General features: G+C 70.8%; 14 protein-coding genes. 8 read left to right on the top strand and 6 right to left on the bottom strand.

Features of this window, described 5'->3' with window-relative positions:
• Positions 1-26 precede the first annotated feature (26 nt).
• The 7 genes from ACTJI8_RS07915 (at position 27) to ACTJI8_RS07885 (ending at position 9,342) form a co-directional block, all read left to right on the top strand.
• Positions 27-1,763: an amidohydrolase gene (locus ACTJI8_RS07915; protein ID WP_440732874.1), complete on the top strand. Its 1,737-nt coding sequence runs from the start codon at positions 27-29 to the stop codon at positions 1,761-1,763.
• Positions 1,760-3,427 (top strand): ABC transporter substrate-binding protein, encoded by a 1,668-nt coding sequence (locus ACTJI8_RS07910; RefSeq protein WP_440732873.1) that lies wholly within the window; start codon positions 1,760-1,762, stop codon positions 3,425-3,427. Before ACTJI8_RS07915 ends, ACTJI8_RS07910 begins: the two co-directional genes overlap by 4 nt.
• An 88-nt stretch (positions 3,428-3,515) precedes the next feature.
• Positions 3,516-4,472: an ABC transporter permease gene (locus tag ACTJI8_RS07905; RefSeq protein WP_440732872.1), complete on the top strand. Its 957-nt coding sequence runs from the start codon at positions 3,516-3,518 to the stop codon at positions 4,470-4,472.
• Positions 4,469-5,335, top strand: a complete 867-nt coding sequence (locus ACTJI8_RS07900; protein ID WP_440732871.1) for an ABC transporter permease — start codon at positions 4,469-4,471, stop codon at positions 5,333-5,335. Before ACTJI8_RS07905 ends, ACTJI8_RS07900 begins: the two co-directional genes overlap by 4 nt.
• Positions 5,332-6,948, top strand: coding sequence for a dipeptide ABC transporter ATP-binding protein (locus ACTJI8_RS07895; RefSeq protein ID WP_440732870.1), 1,617 nt, complete (start codon positions 5,332-5,334; stop codon positions 6,946-6,948). Before ACTJI8_RS07900 ends, ACTJI8_RS07895 begins: the two co-directional genes overlap by 4 nt.
• Positions 6,949-7,157: 209 nt before the next feature.
• The gene (locus ACTJI8_RS07890; RefSeq protein WP_440732869.1) at positions 7,158-8,552 is read left to right on the top strand and encodes an amidase; all 1,395 of its coding nucleotides are present in this window, start codon (positions 7,158-7,160) and stop codon (positions 8,550-8,552) included.
• Between the two features lie 166 nt (positions 8,553-8,718).
• Positions 8,719-9,342 (top strand): histidine phosphatase family protein, encoded by a 624-nt coding sequence (locus ACTJI8_RS07885; protein WP_440732868.1) that lies wholly within the window; start codon positions 8,719-8,721, stop codon positions 9,340-9,342.
• 142 nt (positions 9,343-9,484) lie between these two features.
• Here ACTJI8_RS07885 and ACTJI8_RS07880 read toward each other — a convergent pair whose 3' ends face one another.
• Both ACTJI8_RS07880 and ACTJI8_RS07875 read right to left on the bottom strand, forming a co-directional pair.
• The gene (locus ACTJI8_RS07880) at positions 9,485-10,888 is read right to left on the bottom strand and encodes an aspartate aminotransferase family protein (protein WP_440732867.1); all 1,404 of its coding nucleotides are present in this window, start codon (positions 10,886-10,888) and stop codon (positions 9,485-9,487) included.
• A 38-nt stretch (positions 10,889-10,926) separates the two neighbouring features.
• Positions 10,927-12,426, bottom strand: a complete 1,500-nt coding sequence (locus ACTJI8_RS07875; RefSeq protein WP_440732866.1) for a CoA-acylating methylmalonate-semialdehyde dehydrogenase — start codon at positions 12,424-12,426, stop codon at positions 10,927-10,929.
• 113 nt (positions 12,427-12,539) lie between these two features.
• Between ACTJI8_RS07875 and ACTJI8_RS07870 the strand changes: the two genes are divergently transcribed.
• The gene (locus ACTJI8_RS07870) at positions 12,540-14,204 is read left to right on the top strand and encodes a PucR family transcriptional regulator ligand-binding domain-containing protein (RefSeq protein ID WP_440732865.1); all 1,665 of its coding nucleotides are present in this window, start codon (positions 12,540-12,542) and stop codon (positions 14,202-14,204) included.
• A gap of 172 nt (positions 14,205-14,376) precedes the next feature.
• On the opposite strand, the gene ACTJI8_RS07865 is transcribed toward ACTJI8_RS07870, so the two are convergent.
• The 4 genes from ACTJI8_RS07865 to ACTJI8_RS07850 form a co-directional block, all read right to left on the bottom strand.
• Complete coding sequence (locus ACTJI8_RS07865) at positions 14,377-14,850, bottom strand: VOC family protein (RefSeq protein WP_440732864.1); 474 nt, start codon at positions 14,848-14,850, stop codon at positions 14,377-14,379.
• An 86-nt stretch (positions 14,851-14,936) separates the two neighbouring features.
• Positions 14,937-15,344: a cupin domain-containing protein gene (locus ACTJI8_RS07860; protein ID WP_440732863.1), complete on the bottom strand. Its 408-nt coding sequence runs from the start codon at positions 15,342-15,344 to the stop codon at positions 14,937-14,939.
• Positions 15,341-16,735 (bottom strand): NAD(P)/FAD-dependent oxidoreductase, encoded by a 1,395-nt coding sequence (locus ACTJI8_RS07855; protein ID WP_440732862.1) that lies wholly within the window; start codon positions 16,733-16,735, stop codon positions 15,341-15,343. Before ACTJI8_RS07855 ends, ACTJI8_RS07860 begins: the two co-directional genes overlap by 4 nt.
• A 112-nt stretch (positions 16,736-16,847) precedes the next feature.
• Positions 16,848-17,315, bottom strand: a complete 468-nt coding sequence (locus ACTJI8_RS07850; protein ID WP_440732861.1) for an Lrp/AsnC family transcriptional regulator — start codon at positions 17,313-17,315, stop codon at positions 16,848-16,850.
• Positions 17,316-17,360 lie beyond the last annotated feature (45 nt).

The following is a 17,360-nucleotide window of genomic DNA, read 5'->3' as shown; positions in this document are numbered from 1 at the left end:
CCCCTTGCTTCAACGACGAAAGGCGGATGATGACGACGCGCGTCTTCCACGGCGGATCGGTGTTCACCGGATCCGGATCCCCCCTGCTCGGCCAGGCCGTCATCGTGCGCGACGAGCGCGTCGAGCGCATCGTGTCCGAGTCCGAGCTCGCCGCCGTCCTGGGCGCGGAGCCCTCCGGAACCGTCGAGCTCATCGACCTGCGCGGCGCCCTGCTGAGCCCCGGCTTCCAGGACGCCCACATCCACGCGGTCGGCGGCGGCGTCGAGCTGCTGCAGTGCGACCTCACCGGCACCGAGAGCGCCGACGAGGCCGTCGCGGCCGTCCGCGCCTACGCCGAGGCCAACCCCGACGAGGAGTGGATCCTCGGCGGCGGCTGGTCGATGGACTGCTTCCCCGGCGGCAACCCGCCGCGCGAGCTGCTCGACGCCGCGGCCCCGGGCCGCCCGGTGCTGCTGTCCAGCCGCGACCACCACAGCGTGTGGGCATCGACTGAGGCGATCACTCGCGCGGGCATCACCGCCGAGACGCCGGATCCCGCTGACGGCGTGGTCATCCGCGACGCCGACGACCACCCCGCGGGCACGTTCCACGAGGGCGCGGCAGATCTGTTCGCCGCCGTCCGGCCCGAGATCGGTGAGGACCTGCGCTACCGCGGGTTGCTCCGCGCCCAGGAAGAGCTCGTCGCGCTCGGCATCACCGGCTGGCAGGACGCCATGGTCGGCGGCGGCGGTGCGGGCATCGCCGATCCTCTGCCCGCATACGAGAAGGCCCTCGCCGAGGGGACGCTGCAGGTGCACGTCACCGGCGCGCAGTGGTGGGAGCGCGACGGCGGCATCGAGCAGGTCGAGCACATGGTCGCGCAGCGCCACCGCGTCGCAGCCCTCGGATCCCCGGAGCGGCTCGAGGTGGGCACCACCAAGATCATGGTCGACGGCGTCGCCGAGAACCACACTGCCGCGATGCTCACGCCCTACCGCGACGCGCACGGCCACGACACTCACAACCACGGGCTGAGCTTCATCGACCCGGAGCGACTGCGCGAGTACGTCACGGCGCTCGACGCGGCCGGACAGCAGGTGCACATGCACGCGCTCGGCGACCGCGCCGTGCGCGAGGCGCTGGACGCGCTGCAGCAGGCGCGCGACGCGAACGGTCCGACCGACGGCCGCCACCACCTCGCGCACCTGCAGATCGTGGCGGAGGAGGACGTGCCGCGCTTCGCCGAACTCGACGCGATCGCGAACATCCAGGCGCTGTGGGCCACCCACGAGGACCAGCTGGACCAGCTCACCCTGCCGTTCCTTCAGGAAGGACAGGAAGCACGTCAGTACCCGTTCGGCGACTTCGTGCGGGCGGGCGTGCGGCTCGCGGCCGGCAGCGACTGGCCGGTCTCGAGCGCCGCTCCGATCGAGGCGATCCACATCGCCGTCAACCGGACCACCCCGGGATCCGACCGGGAGCCCCTGGGCGGCGCGCACCAGCGCCTCGACCTGGCGACCGCGATGGCCGCCTACACCTCCGGCACCGCGTACGTGAACCACCGTGACCACGACACCGGCAGCATCAAGCCGGGCTACCGCGCCGACCTCGTCGTGCTGGATCCGTCTCCGTTCGACGTTCCCGCCGACGAGATCCACACCAGCCGCGTCACCCAGACCTGGATCGACGGCCGTCTGCTGCACGCCGCCGAGACCGCCCTCGCCATCGCCGAGACACGCACCGAGAACACCTCCCGCACCGAGCTCGAAGGAGAGCTGTCATGACCCGAAACCGCCTCTCCCGCGTCGCCGCCCGTCACCGCTCCGCCGCGGTGCTGGGGGCCGCGGTCCTGATAGCCGCCACCTCGCTGACCGCCTGCTCCGGCAGCGCGGGCGGCACGTCGACCGGATCCGCCGGCGCCGACTGGAAGCTGACCACCACCACCGCGAAGCCGACCGGTGACATCGACTCGTTCTCGTTCGCGCTGTATGCCGAGCCCGCGACGCTCGACTACGCGTACGCGTTCGACTACCCGGACAACCAGGTGCTCGCCAACGTGTGCGAGTCACTGCTGCGCCTGAACCCCGACTACAGCCTGAGCCCGGGACTCGCGAAGAGCTTCAGCAACCCCGACCCGCTCACCTGGGTCTACGAGATCCGCGACGGCGTGACGTTCCACGACGGAACCCCGCTGACCGCGGCGGACGCCGTCGCCTCGATGCAGCGGATCATGGACCCGTCCGTGGGATCCGCCTGGTTCTCGGTCTACCAGAACGTCGAATCGATCACCCAGACCGGCCCTATGGAGGTCACGGTCAAGACCAAGATCCCCGACTCCCAGTTCAACCAGGGCATGGGCGGATCCGCCGGCGTGATCGAGTCGGCGGCGACCCTGGCCGCCAAGGGCAAGGACTACGGAAACTCGACCGGCGGCGTGAACTGCACCGGTCCGTTCTCCCTGACGCAGTGGAAGTCGGGCGAGTCGCTCTCGCTCGAGCGCTACGACGGCTACTGGGACAAGGATCTGCGCGCGAAGGCGGCGAAGATGACGTTCGCGATCATCCCCGACGCCACCGCGCGCGTGAACGCCATGAAGTCGGGCAGCGTCGACGGATCCTGGCAGATCCCGATGGAATCCGCCCCGCAGCTGCAGGCCTCCGGCAAGGGCGACGTGCTGTACGCACCGTCCTCGGCGACGAGCAACCTCGTGATCAGCAACCTGGGCGGTCCGCTCGGCGACAAGCGCGTGCGCAAGGCGCTCATGATGGCGCTCGACCGCCCCGGCATCCTCAAGGGCGCGTCGCAGGGCATCGGCGAGATCAGCGATGTGCTGACCACGAAGCTGGTGTGGGGCACGGCCACCGATGCGGCGAAGAAGACCGCCTTCGATGACATCACGCACTACAAGCAGGACGTCGCGGCCGCGAAGAAGCTCGTCGAGGAGGCCGGCGCGACCGGCAAGGAGCTCGTCTACGTCACCGCACCGATCGGCAACGACTTCTCCGTGGTCTCGCAGGCGACCATGGCGGCCGCACAGTCGATCGGCCTGAAGCTGACCATCAAGACCGTCAGCCCCGCGCAGTACACCGCACTGTTCAGCGACCCGAGCGCACGCGAGGGCGTCGACCTGTTCTACACGGTCTGGTACCTCTCCAGCCCGGACGCCCTGGAGATGTACGGCGTGCTGCGCACCGGCGACTTCAGCAACTACGGCGGCTGGAGCAACCCCGAGTTCGACAAGACCGTCAACGAGGCCGTCGGCACGATGGATCCGGCCGCGCGCAGCGTGCTGACCGCCAAGGCCCAGCAGATCGCGAACGAGGAGCTGCCCTGGCTGCCGCTCGCGACGGGCCCGCTGCCGCTGTTCCTCGGCAAGCGCATCACGGGCCTCGACCCGTCGATGGCGTTCCTCTACTACCCGTGGGCGGCCCAGATCGGCAAGCGCTGATCTGTCCACCCCCACCCGATGAGCCGTGCTTCCGGAGCGACGCGCACCCGCGTCGCTCCGGGGTCGGCCGAGACCCACAGGTGACGCCATGAGCACTCTCCGCCGCGTCGCGGGAAAGCTGGGCGGGCTGCTGCTCACCCTCTTCCTCGCCTCGCTCCTCGTCTTCTTCTCCCGGTTCCTCGTGCCCGGCGACCCGATCCGCTTCCTCCTGCGCGGCCGCAAGCCGTCGCCCGAGGCGATCGCCGACGTCACCGCGCAGTACGGGCTGAACCTGCCCCCCTGGGAGCAGTACGTGCGCTGGATCGCCGGCGTGCTGCACGGCGACTTCGGCCGCTCCCTGCAGTTCCGCCAGGACGTCACGGCCGTGCTCGGCGACCGCCTCCCGGTCACCCTCATGCTCGTCGTGATGGCCGGCACGATCATCGCCATTACAGGGCTCGTCGGCGGCACGATCGCCGCCCTGAACAAGGGCCGGGCCGCCGACCGCGGGATCCTCATCTCGCTCACCGTGCTGGGCGCGATCCCCTCGTTCGTCGGATCCATCGTGCTGATCGCGATCTTCTCGGTGCAGCTGGGCTGGTTCCCCTCATTCGGATCCGGATCCGGATTCTGGGACATGGTCTACCACCTCGTGCTGCCGTCGATCGCGCTCGCGATCGTGTTCATCGTGCTCGTCGGCAAGGTCACCCGCTCGGCCATGGTCGAGCAGTTGAACCGCGAACACGTCGAGGTCGCCACCTCGCGCGGCATCACCCGCCTCGCCGTGGTCCGCCGGCACGTGCTGCGCAATGCGCTGGGCCCGATCCTCACCGTGTCCGGCGTGCTCGTGGCCGGCCTCATCGTCGCGAGCTCCATCGTCGAGCAGGCCTTCGGCCTCGCCGGGATCGGCTCGCTCCTGGTCGGCTCGGTCGACCGCCTCGACTTCCCCGTCGTGCAGGCGATCGTCCTGCTCGTGGTCACGGCCTTCGTCGTCGTGAACGCGATCATCGACATCCTCGAACCCTGGATCGACCCGCGATCCGCCGCAGGAGCTGGTGCCCGATGACCTCTTCAGCCCCCACCCTGGCCGTGCGCGTGCTGCGCATGCCGAAGAGGATGCGCGGCCGCGGCATCGTGATCACCAGCATGGTGATCCTCGCCGTGGTCACCCTGACCGCGATCCTCGCCCCGTGGGTCGCCCCGTACGACCCGGACGCCGTCGACTTCACCGCGTTCTACGCGGCGCCGTCCCCCGCGCACTGGCTCGGCACGGACAGCCTCGGCCGCGACCTGCTCAGCCGCATCATCTGGGGCGGTCGCACGGCCCTCCTCGGCCCGCTGCTGGTCGTCGTCTTCTCCACCGTGCTGGGCATCCTGCTGGGCCTGGTCGCCGGGTGGCGGGGCGGCTGGATCGACGCCGTCCTGGGCCGTGTCTTCGACGTGCTGTTCGCCTTCCCGTCGCTGCTCATCGCGATGATGGCCGTCGCCCTGTTCGGCAAGGGCCTGGTCGCCCCGGTCATCGCGATGAGCATCTCGTACGCGCCGTTCGTGGCGCGGCTGACCCGCTCGCTCGTGGCCGCCGAGCGCACCCGCCCGTACGTCGCCGCGTATCGCGTGCAGGGCTTCGGTGGGGCGTGGATCGCGCTGCGCCGCGTGCTGCCGAACATCGCCCCGATCGTGGGCGCGCAGTCGACGCTGAACTTCGGCTACGTGCTCGCCGAGCTCGCCGGCCTGTCCTTCCTCGGGCTCGGCGTGCAGGCGCCGACCGCCGACTGGGGCGCCATGATCAACGAGGCCCAGTCCGGCATCGCCGCGGGCCAGTTCCTGCCCGCCATCGCGCCCGCCATCGTGGTGGTGCTCGTGGTCGTGGCCGTCAACATCGTCGGCGAGGATCTCTCCGACCGCATCGGAGGGGAGATCCCCGCATGACCGCCGCACTTCTCGACACGGCCGCGGCGCACTCCGCTTCCGCTCTGCTGGACATCCGCGACCTCACGCTCGATCTGCCGAACGGCACCCGCCTGCTGCACGGGATCACACTGTCCGTCGCTCCCGGCGAGACCGTGGGCCTCGTCGGCGAATCCGGATCCGGGAAGTCGCTCACCGCGCGCACCGTGCTCGGCCTCACGCCCGAGCGGGCCGAGATCGGCGGCACCGTCACGGTCGACGGCCGCTCGCCCCTCGCGCCGGCGACGCTCCGGGCGATCCGTCGCGCGGATGCGGCGATGGTGTTCCAGGATCCGCGCGCGGGGATCAACCCGATGCGCACGATCGGCGACCACCTCACCGAAGCGCTGCGGCTGAACGAGAGCTGGAGCCGGTCGCGTGCGAGGACCCGTGCCGCCGAGCTGCTCGCCGACGTGCGGCTGCCCTCGCCAACGGAGCACCTGGACCAGCACCCGCATGAGCTGAGCGGCGGCATGCTGCAGCGCGTCATGATCGCGGGCGCCCTGACCACGTCGCCGCGCCTGCTGGTGTGCGACGAGCCCACCACGGCGCTCGACGTGACCACGCAGGCGGAGATCGTGCAGGTGCTCCGCGAACTCTGCGCCGAACGCGGCATGGGCATGCTGTTCATCACGCACGACCTCAACCTCGCCGGATCCCTGTGCGACCGGCTGGTCGTCATGAAGGACGGCGCCGTGATCGAGGAGGGTCCCGCCCTCGACGTGCTGCGCGCTCCGCAGGCCGAGTACACCCGCCGCCTGGTCGCGGCGACGCCGCGACTGACCGGGTCGGACAGCGCCGTGGGCTCGGCCGGCTCAGTCTCTGCCATGGTCGAGGTCGCCGACGTCTCGAAGACGTACAAGGTGCGCGGTCGCGGCGAGGTGCACGCCGTCGCGGATGCCACCCTCGAGATCCCGGTCGGCGGTGCGCTCGCTGTCGTGGGCGAGTCAGGATCCGGCAAGTCGACGCTCGCGCGCATGATCGTCGGCCTGGAGCAGGCCGATACGGGAATGATCCGGATCGGCGGGCGTGAGATCGCGGGACATGCGTCGGGGCGCGAGGCACGACTCGCGCGGGCGAAGAGCGTGCAGATGGTGTTCCAGGATCCGTACCTGTCATTGGATCCGCGCATCCCCGCCGGCCAGGCGGTCGGCGACGTGCTGCGCCTGCACGCGGGACTCGACAAGGCGGCCGCGGCGGATCGCGCCCGGGAGCTGCTGACGGCGGTCGGCCTGAGCGAAGAGCACGCGGTCGCACGCCCCAAGACGCTGTCCGGCGGGCAGCGCCAGCGCGTCGCGATCGCCCGCGCGCTGGCCGTCGAGCCCGATCTGCTCGTGATGGACGAGGCCACCAGCGCCCTGGACGTCTCGGTGCAGGCGCAGGTGCTCGACCTCGTCGCCGACATCCGGCGCCGCCAGGGGCTGACGCTGCTGTTCATCAGCCACGATCTGGCCGTCGTTCGCCGGGTGTGCGAGCAGACCCTGGTGATGCGCCGCGGCGAGATCGTGGAGCGCGGTGCGACGACCGAGATCCTGACGAATCCGCAGCACGAGTACACCCGCCTGCTGCTGGACTCGGTGCCGGTCCCGGCCTGACCACGACCGGCCGGCCTCCGCCTGATCAGTCCCGGCGTTGGCCGGATCGGTCCCGGCCGGATCCGATCCGGCCAACGCCGGGATCCACCTCCGCTCAGGTCGCACTTTCTGCTCCAAAACATCCCCAGGAAGAGCAGATAGTGCGACCTGAACACGGGGATCCGGATCCGAGGACCCAGAACGAGAACCCCTTGAGACAAGGAAGCCCCATGGAACTGCACCACCTCACCGCCACCGAGGCAGCCGCACGGTTCCGCCGTCGCGAGCTCTCCCCCGTCGAGCTGCTCGACGCGGTCATCGCGCGCACGGCGGCGACCGAGCCGGCCATCAACGCCGTCACCGAGCAGTGGCTCGACGAGGCCCGCACCGCCGCCCTCGACTCGGAGCAGCGGTTCGCGGACGGCGGGGCCACCCGGCCACTCGAGGGCATTCCGCTCATGCTCAAGGAGGAGCAGCCGATCGCCGGCCGCACCGCTGAGGAGGGCAGCCTGCTCGAGCGCGGGCACGTCGCCACCGAGACCCACCCGATCGTGGACCGGATCCTCGCCGCCGGCGCCGTGGTGCACGGTCGCACGACCACGCCTGAGTACTGCTGCGCCCCCGTCACCCACACGGCGCTCTGGGGCGTGACCCGCAACCCGTGGAACACCGCATACTCCCCGGGCGGATCCTCGGGCGGATCCGGTGCGGTGCTCGCCGCCGGATCCACCATCCTCGCGACCGGATCCGACATCGGCGGATCGATCCGGATCCCCTCCTCGTTCTGTGGCGTCGTCGGGTTCAAGCCCCCGTTCGCGCGCGTGCCGGGTCTTGCCCCGTTCAACTCCGACACGTACTGCGCAGACGGTCCGATGGGGCGCAGCGTCGCCGACGTCGCGCTGCTGCAGAACGTCATCTCCGGGCCCTGGGCGGGCGACGCGGCGTCACTGCGCGAGGTCGTGACGGTGTCCGGCGAGGTCTCGTCGCTCGCGGGCATGCGCATCGCCGTCTGCCTCGACCTGGGCGGCTACGCGGTGGATCCGTCTGTCGTCGCGAACACCCTCGGCGTCGTCACCGCACTCCGCGCCGCGGGCGCCGTGGTCGAGCAGGTCGAGCTGCCCTGGGGTCCGCAGCGCACCCTCGAGACCAGCTGGCCGCACTTCGGCGCCGTGATGGGGCCGTTCATCGAGTCCATCGCCGACGGCGACCCCGAGCGCTCGGCGCAGCTGATGCCGTACACGCGGGCGTTCGCGGCGGCCGCGGCGAACAGCGGCGACTTCGTGACCGGGCTCGAGGCGGAGTCGGCGTTCTACCGTCCGTTCGGGGAGCTGATGCAGGACTACGACGTGCTCGTCTGCCCCACGATCGCCACCACGGGCCTGGCCGCCGACGAGCCCTGCACCGACAGCGACGCCGTGTTCGCGCAGCTGATGACCCTGCCGTTCAACGTCATCGGCCGCGTGCCGGTGCTGGCCGTGCCGTCGGGCATCGCTCCGAACGGCGTCCCCACGGGCGTGCAGATCGTCGGGCGCACTTTCGACGATGCCACGGTGTTCCGGGTCGGCGCGGCGCTCGAGCAGGAGCTCGGACTGTGGACGGATCCGGCGTGGTGGCCTGCCCTTTGAAGCGACCCGCCCTTTGAAACGACCCGCCCTGAAGCGGCCTGCGAGCCCGACGCGCTCGTCCCTCTCCGCTCCGGTCGCACTTTCTGCTCCGAAACACCCCCTGGGGCAGCAGATATTGCGACCTGAGCGGAGACGCACCGCCACACCGCTCTCCTAGGCTGGAACCATGACGCGGATCTGGGTGGTGCGGCACGGGCAGAGCATGCTGAACGCGGCGGAGCGGATGCAGGGCTGGTCCGATGCGCCGCTCACCGCCCTCGGCCAGGATCAGGCCACCGAACGCGGCCGCGACTTCGCGGCCGCCGGAATCACGTTCGACGCCGCCTTCTCGGGCGACGGCATCCGGCATCGCGAGACCGCCGCGCGCCTGCTCGGCGCCGCCGGATCCGACCTGCAGCCGACGTCGGATCCGCGCTGGCGCGAGCTGTGCTTCGGCCGGCTCGAGGCCGTGCGCGCACGCAAGTTCGTCCGGCTCATGCAGGCGCACGTGGCGGCCGACAATCCGTTCTTCGCGACGCTCGACGCCCTCGCCGCGGAGGATCCGCTCGCCGAGTCCCCCGCCGACGTCGCCCGGCGCGCGACCGAGGCGCTGCACGATGTCGCGAGTGCCGGATCCGAGGTGCTCGTGGTGACCAGCGGCATCACGATCCTGACCCTGCTGCACGGTCTCGGCGCCGACCTCTCGCACCTCACGATCGGCCCCGAGAACCTATCGGTCTCGACCGTGCGGCGCATCGACGACGGCTGGCGCGTCGACCGTGCCGCGATGCCGGATCCGGTCGCGGTCTGAGCGACGGCGCAGACCGCGACCGGCCCCGAAACGCAGCGCCCCCGACGCGGCGGATCCCGCCCCCGGACAGGGGACGGGATCCGTGCTGCGACAGGCTCGGCGAACGCGGACCCGGTCGGCCCGCGCAGGCGCCCGCCGGGGCTCAGTCGGTGTAAGAGTCCGCGACGTCGAGCGCCTCGTCCAGCACGCCGAGGCCGCGCACCAGCTCGTCCTCGGTGATCACGAGCGGCGGCGCGATGTGCGTGCGGTTGAAGTGCACGAACGGCCAGACGCCGCCCTTCTTCGCCGCGGCCACGAACGCGCCCATCGGGGCGGCGTCGGAACCTGCCGCGTTGAACGGCACGAGCGGCTCGCGGGTCTCCTTCGAGCGCACGAGTTCCACGGCCCAGAACAGGCCCTGGCCGCGCACCTCGCCGACGCTCGGGTGCTTCTCGGCCCAGGAGCGCAGCGTCGGCTCCACGATGCGGGATCCGAGATCGCGCACGCGCTCCAGGATCCCGTCGCGGCGGAACACCTCGAATGTCGCGACGCCCGCGGCGCACGCGAGCGGGTGCCCCGAGTACGTGAGGCCGCCCGCGAACGGGACGGTGTCGAACGCCGAGGCGATTCGGTCGGAGATCACGACGCCGCCGAGCGGGACGTAGCCGGAGTTCACGCCCTTGGCGAAGGTGATGAGGTCGGGCTTGGCGTCGAAGGCGTCGATGCCGAACCACTCGCCGAGGCGGCCGAAGCCGACCATGACCTCATCCGCGATGTAGACGATGCCGTAGCGATCGCACAGCTCGCGCACGCCCTGCAGGTAGCCCGGCGGCGGCACCAGCACGCCGTTGGTGCCGACGACGGTCTCGATGATGATCGCCGCGATGGTGTTCGGACCCTCGAGCTGGATGGTCTGCTCGAGGTGCTCGAGCGCGCGCTGCGACTCCTCAGCGAGCGTCGACGAGTGGAACGCCGAGCGGTACAGGTACGGGCCGAAGAAGCGCACGGTGCCGTTGTCGACGGTGTCGTTCGCCCAGCGCCGCGGGTCGCCGGTCATCGAGATCGCCGTCGCCGTGGAGCCGTGGTAGCTGCGGTACATCGACAGCACCTTGCGTCGCCCGGTCACGGTGCGCGCCATGCGCACCGCGTACTCGTTCGCGTCGGCGCCGCCGTTGGTGAAGAAGACCTTCTCCATACCTTCGGGGGCGACCTCGGCGATGAGCCGCGCCAGCTCGCCGCGCACGTCGTTCGCGAGCGACGGCTGGATCGTCGCGAGACGGCCGGCCTGCTGCTGGATCGCCGCGACCAGATCCGGCTGCTGGTGACCCAGGTTGAGGTTCACCAGCTGGCTGGAGAAATCGAGGTAGGCGTTGCCCTGGTAGTCCCAGAACGTGGATCCCTCGCCCGCGGCGACGGGCACCGGGTCGATGAGCGCCTGCGCGCTCCAGGAATGGAAGACGTGCGCGCGGTCGTCGGCGCGCACCTGCGCCTCGGCCTCGGGCGCCGGGAGGGCGTGCACGACGCCGTGCCGGTCGGTGAGGGCCGCGGCTTCGGTGGTGACGGTCATGATCTCGGATCCTTTTCCGCGTCAGTGGTTCTCAGGACTCAGTGGTTGCTCGGGAAGCCGAGGTCGACCTGCGCCGGGGTGTGGTCGGGCCAGCGCGTGGTGACGACCTTGGAGCGCGTGTAGAAGTGGATCGACTCGGGGCCGTAGATGTGCGAGTCGCCGAACAGGGAGGCCTTCCAGCCACCGAACGAGAACGCGCCGACCGGCACCGGGATCGGCACGTTGATGCCGACCATGCCGACCTCGATGTCGAACTCGAACTGGCGGGCGGTGCCGCCGTCGCGGGTGAAGATCGCGACGCCGTTGCCGAACTGGTGGGCGTTGATGAGCTCCACGGCCTCCGCGTAGTTGTCGACGCGCACCACGCCGAGCACGGGGCCGAAGATCTCGTCCTCGTAGAGCTTCATGCCGGGCTTCACGCCGTCGATGAGGCTGATGCCGGTGAAGAAGCCGTTCTCGTCGAGACGCTCGCCCGCGGCGACGCGCTTCGTGCCGTCGAGCACGACGGTGGCGCCCTCCGCCTCGGCGCCGGTCACGTACGACTCGACGCGGTCCCGGTGCTCGCGGGTGATCAGCGGCCCCATCTCGCTCGCGGCGTCGGTGCCGTCTCCGATGCGCAGGTTCTGCACCTTCTCGGTGATCGACGCGATCAGCGGATCCGCGACCTCGCCCACGGCGACCAGCACCGAGACGGCCATGCAGCGCTCGCCGGCCGAGCCGTAGGCGGCCGAGACCGCCGCCGCTGCGGCGCCGTCGATGTCGGCGTCGGGCATGACGACCATGTGGTTCTTGGCGCCGCCGAGGGCCTGGACGCGCTTGCCGTTCGCCGAGGCGCGCTCGTAGATCGACTTCGCGATCGGGGTGGATCCGACGAAGCTCACGGCCTTGACATCGGGCGAGTCGAGCAGGGTGTCGACCGCGACCTTGTCGCCGTTGACGACGTTCAGCACGCCGTCCGGGAGCCCGGCCTCCTGGAAGGCCTTCGCGAGCCAGATCGCCGCGGACGGGTCCTTCTCGCTGGGCTTGAGCACAACGGTGTTGCCGCACGCGATCGCGGAGGCGACCATCCACAGCGGCACCATCACGGGGAAGTTGAACGGGGTGATGCAGGCGACCACGCCGACCGGCTGCTTGACCGAGTGCACGTCCACGCCACGCGCGACCTGCTCGGCGCGCTCGCCCTTGAGCAGGTGCACGAGACCGGCGGCGAACTCGACGTTCTCGATGCCGCGGGAGACCTCGCCGGCCGCGTCGGAGAGCACCTTGCCGTGCTCGCTCGTGACGATCGCAGCGAGCTCCGGCGTCCGCTCGGCGAGGATCTGGCGCAGGCGGAAGAACACGTCGGCGCGCTTGATGAGGCTCGTCGCCCGCCAGGCCGGCAGCGCGGCCTTCGCCGCGGCGATGGCCTGCTCGACCTCGCCGACGCTCGCGAACGCGACGGTGCGGTGCGCCTCGCCGGTCGCGGGGTTGTACACCGGGCCGGTGCGCTCGGTCTCGCCGGTGTCGGCTCCGTCGATGAAGTGGCGGATCACGGTCACGCGATGCTCCTCGGGTTGTGGGTTTCGATGGTGCGGGATCGCGGATCCGGACACTCTGATCGGACGCACCCGCGGGCTTGCTCTCCCATGGTGGCAAAGGGGAGGATGGATCCGTGCCCGCAGATCGTCTGGACTTCGCCGCCGATCGGACAGATCGTCCGGACCGATTCTCGACGGACCGCGACCCCGGGCTCCCGACGGTCGCCGACGCCCTCGAGGTCGCCTCGCTGCAGGCCGGAATCCCCGAGCTGCTGGCCGGATCCGTCGACGTGCCGGTGCGCTGGGTGCACGTGTCCGACAGCGACCGGGTCGCGGCGCTGCTGGACGGCGGCGAGCTGCTCCTGACGACGGGCGCCGGCTGGCCCGGCGCCGCCGACGCCCTCGCTCGGCTCGTCGACGAGCTGGCCGATGCGGGCCTCGCCGGAATCGTGCTGGAGCTCGGCACGCGGTTCGCCGTGGTGCCCCCGCCGCTCGTGGCGGCGTGCCGCGCCCGTGACCTGGCGCTCGTGTCGTTGGAGCGCGAGGTGAAGTTCGTCGCGGTCACCGAGGAGGTGCACCGCCGGATCATCGCGGGGCAGGTCGGGGCGCTGCAGGAGCGGCAGCGACTGCACGAGCTGTTCACCGGGCTCAGTCTGCGCGGGGCGCCGGTCGAGGTGGTCGTGCGGGAGACCGCGCGAGCGCTGCGCGCGCCCGTGGTGCTGGAGGATCTCGCGCACGAGGTCGTGGTCGCCGACCCGTTCGACCTCGCCGAAGCGGAGGTGCTGGCCGGCTGGACGGGGCGGTCGCGTCGGCTTCCGCCGGAGTGGACGCGCGTGCCGGTGGCCGCCCGCGGCACGCAGTGGGGCGAGCTGGTCGCGTTGCCCGGTCCGCCGCACCCCGCCGGGCCCGCGACGGTGCTCGAGCAGGCGGCCACGGCGCTGGCGCTGTCACGTCTGGCGGACGGCGAGGGCGCCTGGGCCCGGTTGCGCGCGGAGGGGCTGATCGCGGCGCTCCTCGGCGAGCGCTATGTGTCGGTCGCCGACATCGAAGCACGCCTGGAGGCGTCGGGTTTCCCTCTGCACGGTCGCACGCTGTACGTCGCCGTGTCCGCGGCGGGCGGCGACGGACAACCCGGAGCCGCGCGGGCACGCACCGGAGCGCCCGGATCCGCGGTGCGTGACGATCTGCACACGATGAGACGATCTGCACACGGAACGGGCGATGACGCGCGCGGATCGTCGCACGCTGTGCAGATCGTCACGGATCCGACGCGACCCGGATCCGGGGACGCCCGCACGCTGTCCGCGGACATCGGCTCGGAGCGGATCCTGCTCGTCTCGCTGGCCGGCACGCGCCTGCCGGATCCGCTCCTCGACGACCTCGGGACCGGCGCCATCAGCGATCCCGCCTCGACGACCGGGGAGCTGCTCGCGGCGATCCCCGTCGTGCGGCGCCTGGCCCGTCAGGCGGAACCCGGTGCCGTGCTGCGCGTCGCCGACCGGCCCCTCGCGCGCCTGGCCGCCGAGCTCAGCGGCGACCACCGGATCCAGGAGCACAGCGCGCGCCTGCTCGCTCCGCTGGTCCGCCACGACGACGCCACGGACGGCGACCTGCTCCGCGTGCTGCGCGCCGTGGTCGCCCACCCCGGCAACCGCACCGCGGCGGCGACCGCCTCGCACCTGTCCCGCTCGGTGTTCTACCAGCGCCTCACCCTCATCGCGGACCTGCTCGGCGCCGATCTCGACGACGGCGAAACGCTGTCGGCCCTGCACCTGGCACTGCTCGCGCAGGGGCGCTGACGAAGCGACGGCGAGAGGCGCTGCGCGGCGGGAGTCCTGGGCGCACGACTTCCGGCGCCCGGATCCGCCCGGCGCGTCCGTTCACTGGTCGCGAATTGCCGCCATGACAGCGGAATGACGGCAATTCGCGACCAGCGAGCGTCAGCGAGAGTCCGGGATCCGGATCCGTGGCTCACCCGGCCGCGTGCGCCCCGCCCATCACGCGCTCCACCATCTCGGGCGAGGGCTGGCCGAGCGCGATGATGTTCTCCTCGCTGTCGCTGAACCACGCGGCCCGCTCGTCTCCCAGTTCCGCGATGCCGTCGACGGTCTTCAGCCCGGGGAAGTCGTACTCGTGGAATTCGACTCCTCGGGCGCGCAGCGCCGCCACGTCGCGGTCGATGTCGTCGGTCACGAGGTTGAGCGCGGTGTTCTTCGCCGTGCCCGCGAAGCTGGTGAGGTACACCAGCACCACGGTGCCGCCGACGTCGTAGAACACGTTCCCCGACTCGACATCGACGTCGACCGGATCCCGGTCGAGCACGTCGTGCCACCACCCCTTGGCGCGATCGAGGTCCGTCGCCGGAAGGACGGCCGTCGCCATGAGTTTCTCGAACATGATGAGCCCCAGCTCCGGGGTGTTGTCATCCTCGCGTCGGCCCAGCACAACGCCGCGCCGCTTGGGCGCGCGAATGAGTTCCCCGCGCTGATTGTATTCCCGGATCCGCCAGCCGGAAAGGCCTCCGGGAAGGCTCAGGCGATGTAGACCTTGCGCAGGGTCTCGGTCACGGTCCAGGTCGTCCGCATGCCCTCGGCGAGGCGCACCACGGATCCGGGACCGACCTCGAGATCCCGCAGCGACGGATCCTCGAACACGATCGTCGCCCGGCCCGAGAGCACAACGAACAGCTCGTCCGCCTCGGTGTCGCGCGCCGTGCCCGGCGTCATCTCCCAGATGCCGATCTCGCGGTCGCCGGTGTCGTCCAGCACGGCCATCGCCGTCGTGGGAGAGCCGGCCACGACCTCGTCCGCGGGCAGCGGCGCGTGCGCGAGGCCCAGGTCGGCGTCGGTCACCGCGTGCCCCGCGGCGGGCAGGCGTGTTCCGGACCCTTCGACAGGCTCAGGGACCGAAGCAGGCCCCGCGGCGGGCAACGCGGTCATGAGTCGAACCCCATGCCGACCGCGTCCAGCGTCTTCAGGAACAGGTTGCGCTTGCCGTTGTTGTGGTCGGCCTGGTTCATCGCCGCGCGCACCAGGTTCACGCCGATCGAGGCCGCCGGCTCCGGCGGGAACGGAATGGGCTTGGTGCGCACCATCTCCAGCTGCGTGCGCTCGGTGGTCAGCCCCGCGAGCTCGTCGAGCATCACATCCGCCGCGAACCGGGTCGCGCCGACGCCGAGCCCGGTGAAGCCGGTGGCGTAGGCGACGCGTCCGCCACGCGCGGTGCCGAAGAACGCGCAGAACCGGCTGCACGAGTCGATCGCACCGGCCCAGCGGTGCGTGAACTGCAGCCCCTCGAGCTGCGGGAACGTCGTGAAGAAATGCGAGGCGAGCTTGCGGAAGCTCTCCGGGCGCTCCTCGTACTCCTCGCGCACCTTGCCGCCGAAGTGGTAGACGGCGTCGTAGCCGCCGAACAGGATCCGGTTGTCGGCGCTCAGGCGGTAGTAGTGGAACTGGTTCGCACTGTCGGCGAGACCCTGGCGGTTCTTCCAGCCGATCGCGTCGTACTGCTCCGCGGTGAGCGGCTCGGTCATCAGCGCGTAGTCGTAGACCGGCACGGTCATCAGCCGGTTGCGCTTGAGCAACGATGGGAACACGTTCGTGGCGAGGGCGACCTGGTCGGCGACGACGGAGCCGCTCTCGGCCGCGACCGTCTGCACACCCTTGCCGCTGAGCTCTGTGACTCGTGTGCGCTCGAAGATCTGCACGCCGAGCTCGGTGGCCACACGGGCGAGCTCGAAGGCGAGCTTCGCGGGGTGCACCATCGCACAGCCCTCACGGTTCCAGGATCCGGCCAGGTACGTCGGCGAGGCGACCTCGGCCTGCACGGCGGCCTGGTCGAGGAAGTCGTCCCCCTCCATCCACTCGATCTGGTGCGGCTCGACCGCCACGGCCATCTGGCCCGTGCGCTCCCAGTCCACGTCCATCCCGTAGCGCTCGACCGCGTCCTGGATGCCGTCGAGGTTCTCCAGGCCGAGGCGCTCGAGCTGCTCCATCTCCTCGGGCCAGCGGTTCAGGCCGTTCTCCTCGCCGTGCGTGAGGCTCGCCTCACAGAACCCGCCGTTGCGGCCGGATGCGGCCCAGCCCACACGGTTCGCCTCGAGCAGCACCACCGTGCGCTGCGGGTCGCGTTCCTTGGCGCGGATCGCGGTCCACAGGCCGGCATAGCCACCGCCCACGATCGCGAGGTCGGCGCGGACCTCACCCGTGAGCTGCGGGTAGGCGGGGCGTTCGACGTCGTCGAGCCAGAAGGCGCCGTGCACCGTGTTCTCGAGAGAGCGCTCGATGACCGATGCGCTCGGCTGCCGTCGTTCGAAGACGGTCGTTCCCATGACTGATTCCTTGTCCGGAGGTGGAAGGGGTGGAGAGGTGGTTCTCAGGGCGCGACGGGGCGCCCCGGAGCCGCGATGCGGCCGGGTCGGGGAGAGCGAGGGGCTCAGCGGATCAGCGCGTTCCCCAGTTGTAGAGGTCCTTGTGGAGCCCCGCGTAGAGGAAGCACTCGGTGTGCGAGACGCCCTCGATGGTGCGGATCCGCGTCGCGATCAATGCCAGCAGATCCTCGTCGCTCTCGCAGATGGCCTCGGCCAGGATGTCGAAGGATCCGAGGGTCACATTGACATATGCGATCTCGGGAATATTCGCAATGGCCTCCGCGGCGACACGCGGATCCCCATCGACGCGGATGCCGAGCATGGCCATGCGGGAGAATCCGAGTTGGCGCGGATCGGTCACCGCGACGATCTGCACCACGCCGCTGTCGGTGAGCCGCTGCACGCGCTGGCGCACAGCTGCTTCACTAAGACCCACGGCTCGTCCGATCTCGGCGTAGGGCCGACGACCGTCCTCCTGCAGCAGCTCGATGATCCGCTTCGACACGTCGTCCAGTACCGGCACCTTCGGCTTGTCGCTCATGTGATGATCTTGACACTCTGAACGACGCTCTGCAACTGATTTCGC

Origin of the sequence: Microbacterium sp. 22303 (assembly GCF_052045265.1) — a bacterium.
Classification (GTDB): domain Bacteria; phylum Actinomycetota; class Actinomycetes; order Actinomycetales; family Microbacteriaceae; genus Microbacterium.
Note: the sequence above shows the minus strand (reverse complement) of the source record. Positions and strands in the feature narration are given on the sequence as shown.

Coding starts and splice junctions, on each gene's coding strand:
- ACTJI8_RS07880 (WP_440732867.1), bottom strand. CDS start 10,888: ATGACCGTCACCACCGAAGCCGCGGCCCTCACCGACCGGCACGGCGTC.
- ACTJI8_RS07910 (WP_440732873.1), top strand. CDS start 1,760: ATGACCCGAAACCGCCTCTCCCGCGTCGCCGCCCGTCACCGCTCCGCC.
- ACTJI8_RS07885 (WP_440732868.1), top strand. CDS start 8,719: ATGACGCGGATCTGGGTGGTGCGGCACGGGCAGAGCATGCTGAACGCG.
- ACTJI8_RS07855 (WP_440732862.1), bottom strand. CDS start 16,735: ATGGGAACGACCGTCTTCGAACGACGGCAGCCGAGCGCATCGGTCATC.
- ACTJI8_RS07850 (WP_440732861.1), bottom strand. CDS start 17,315: ATGAGCGACAAGCCGAAGGTGCCGGTACTGGACGACGTGTCGAAGCGG.
- ACTJI8_RS07895 (WP_440732870.1), top strand. CDS start 5,332: ATGACCGCCGCACTTCTCGACACGGCCGCGGCGCACTCCGCTTCCGCT.
- ACTJI8_RS07860 (WP_440732863.1), bottom strand. CDS start 15,344: ATGACCGCGTTGCCCGCCGCGGGGCCTGCTTCGGTCCCTGAGCCTGTC.
- ACTJI8_RS07915 (WP_440732874.1), top strand. CDS start 27: ATGATGACGACGCGCGTCTTCCACGGCGGATCGGTGTTCACCGGATCC.
- ACTJI8_RS07900 (WP_440732871.1), top strand. CDS start 4,469: ATGACCTCTTCAGCCCCCACCCTGGCCGTGCGCGTGCTGCGCATGCCG.
- ACTJI8_RS07890 (WP_440732869.1), top strand. CDS start 7,158: ATGGAACTGCACCACCTCACCGCCACCGAGGCAGCCGCACGGTTCCGC.
- ACTJI8_RS07905 (WP_440732872.1), top strand. CDS start 3,516: ATGAGCACTCTCCGCCGCGTCGCGGGAAAGCTGGGCGGGCTGCTGCTC.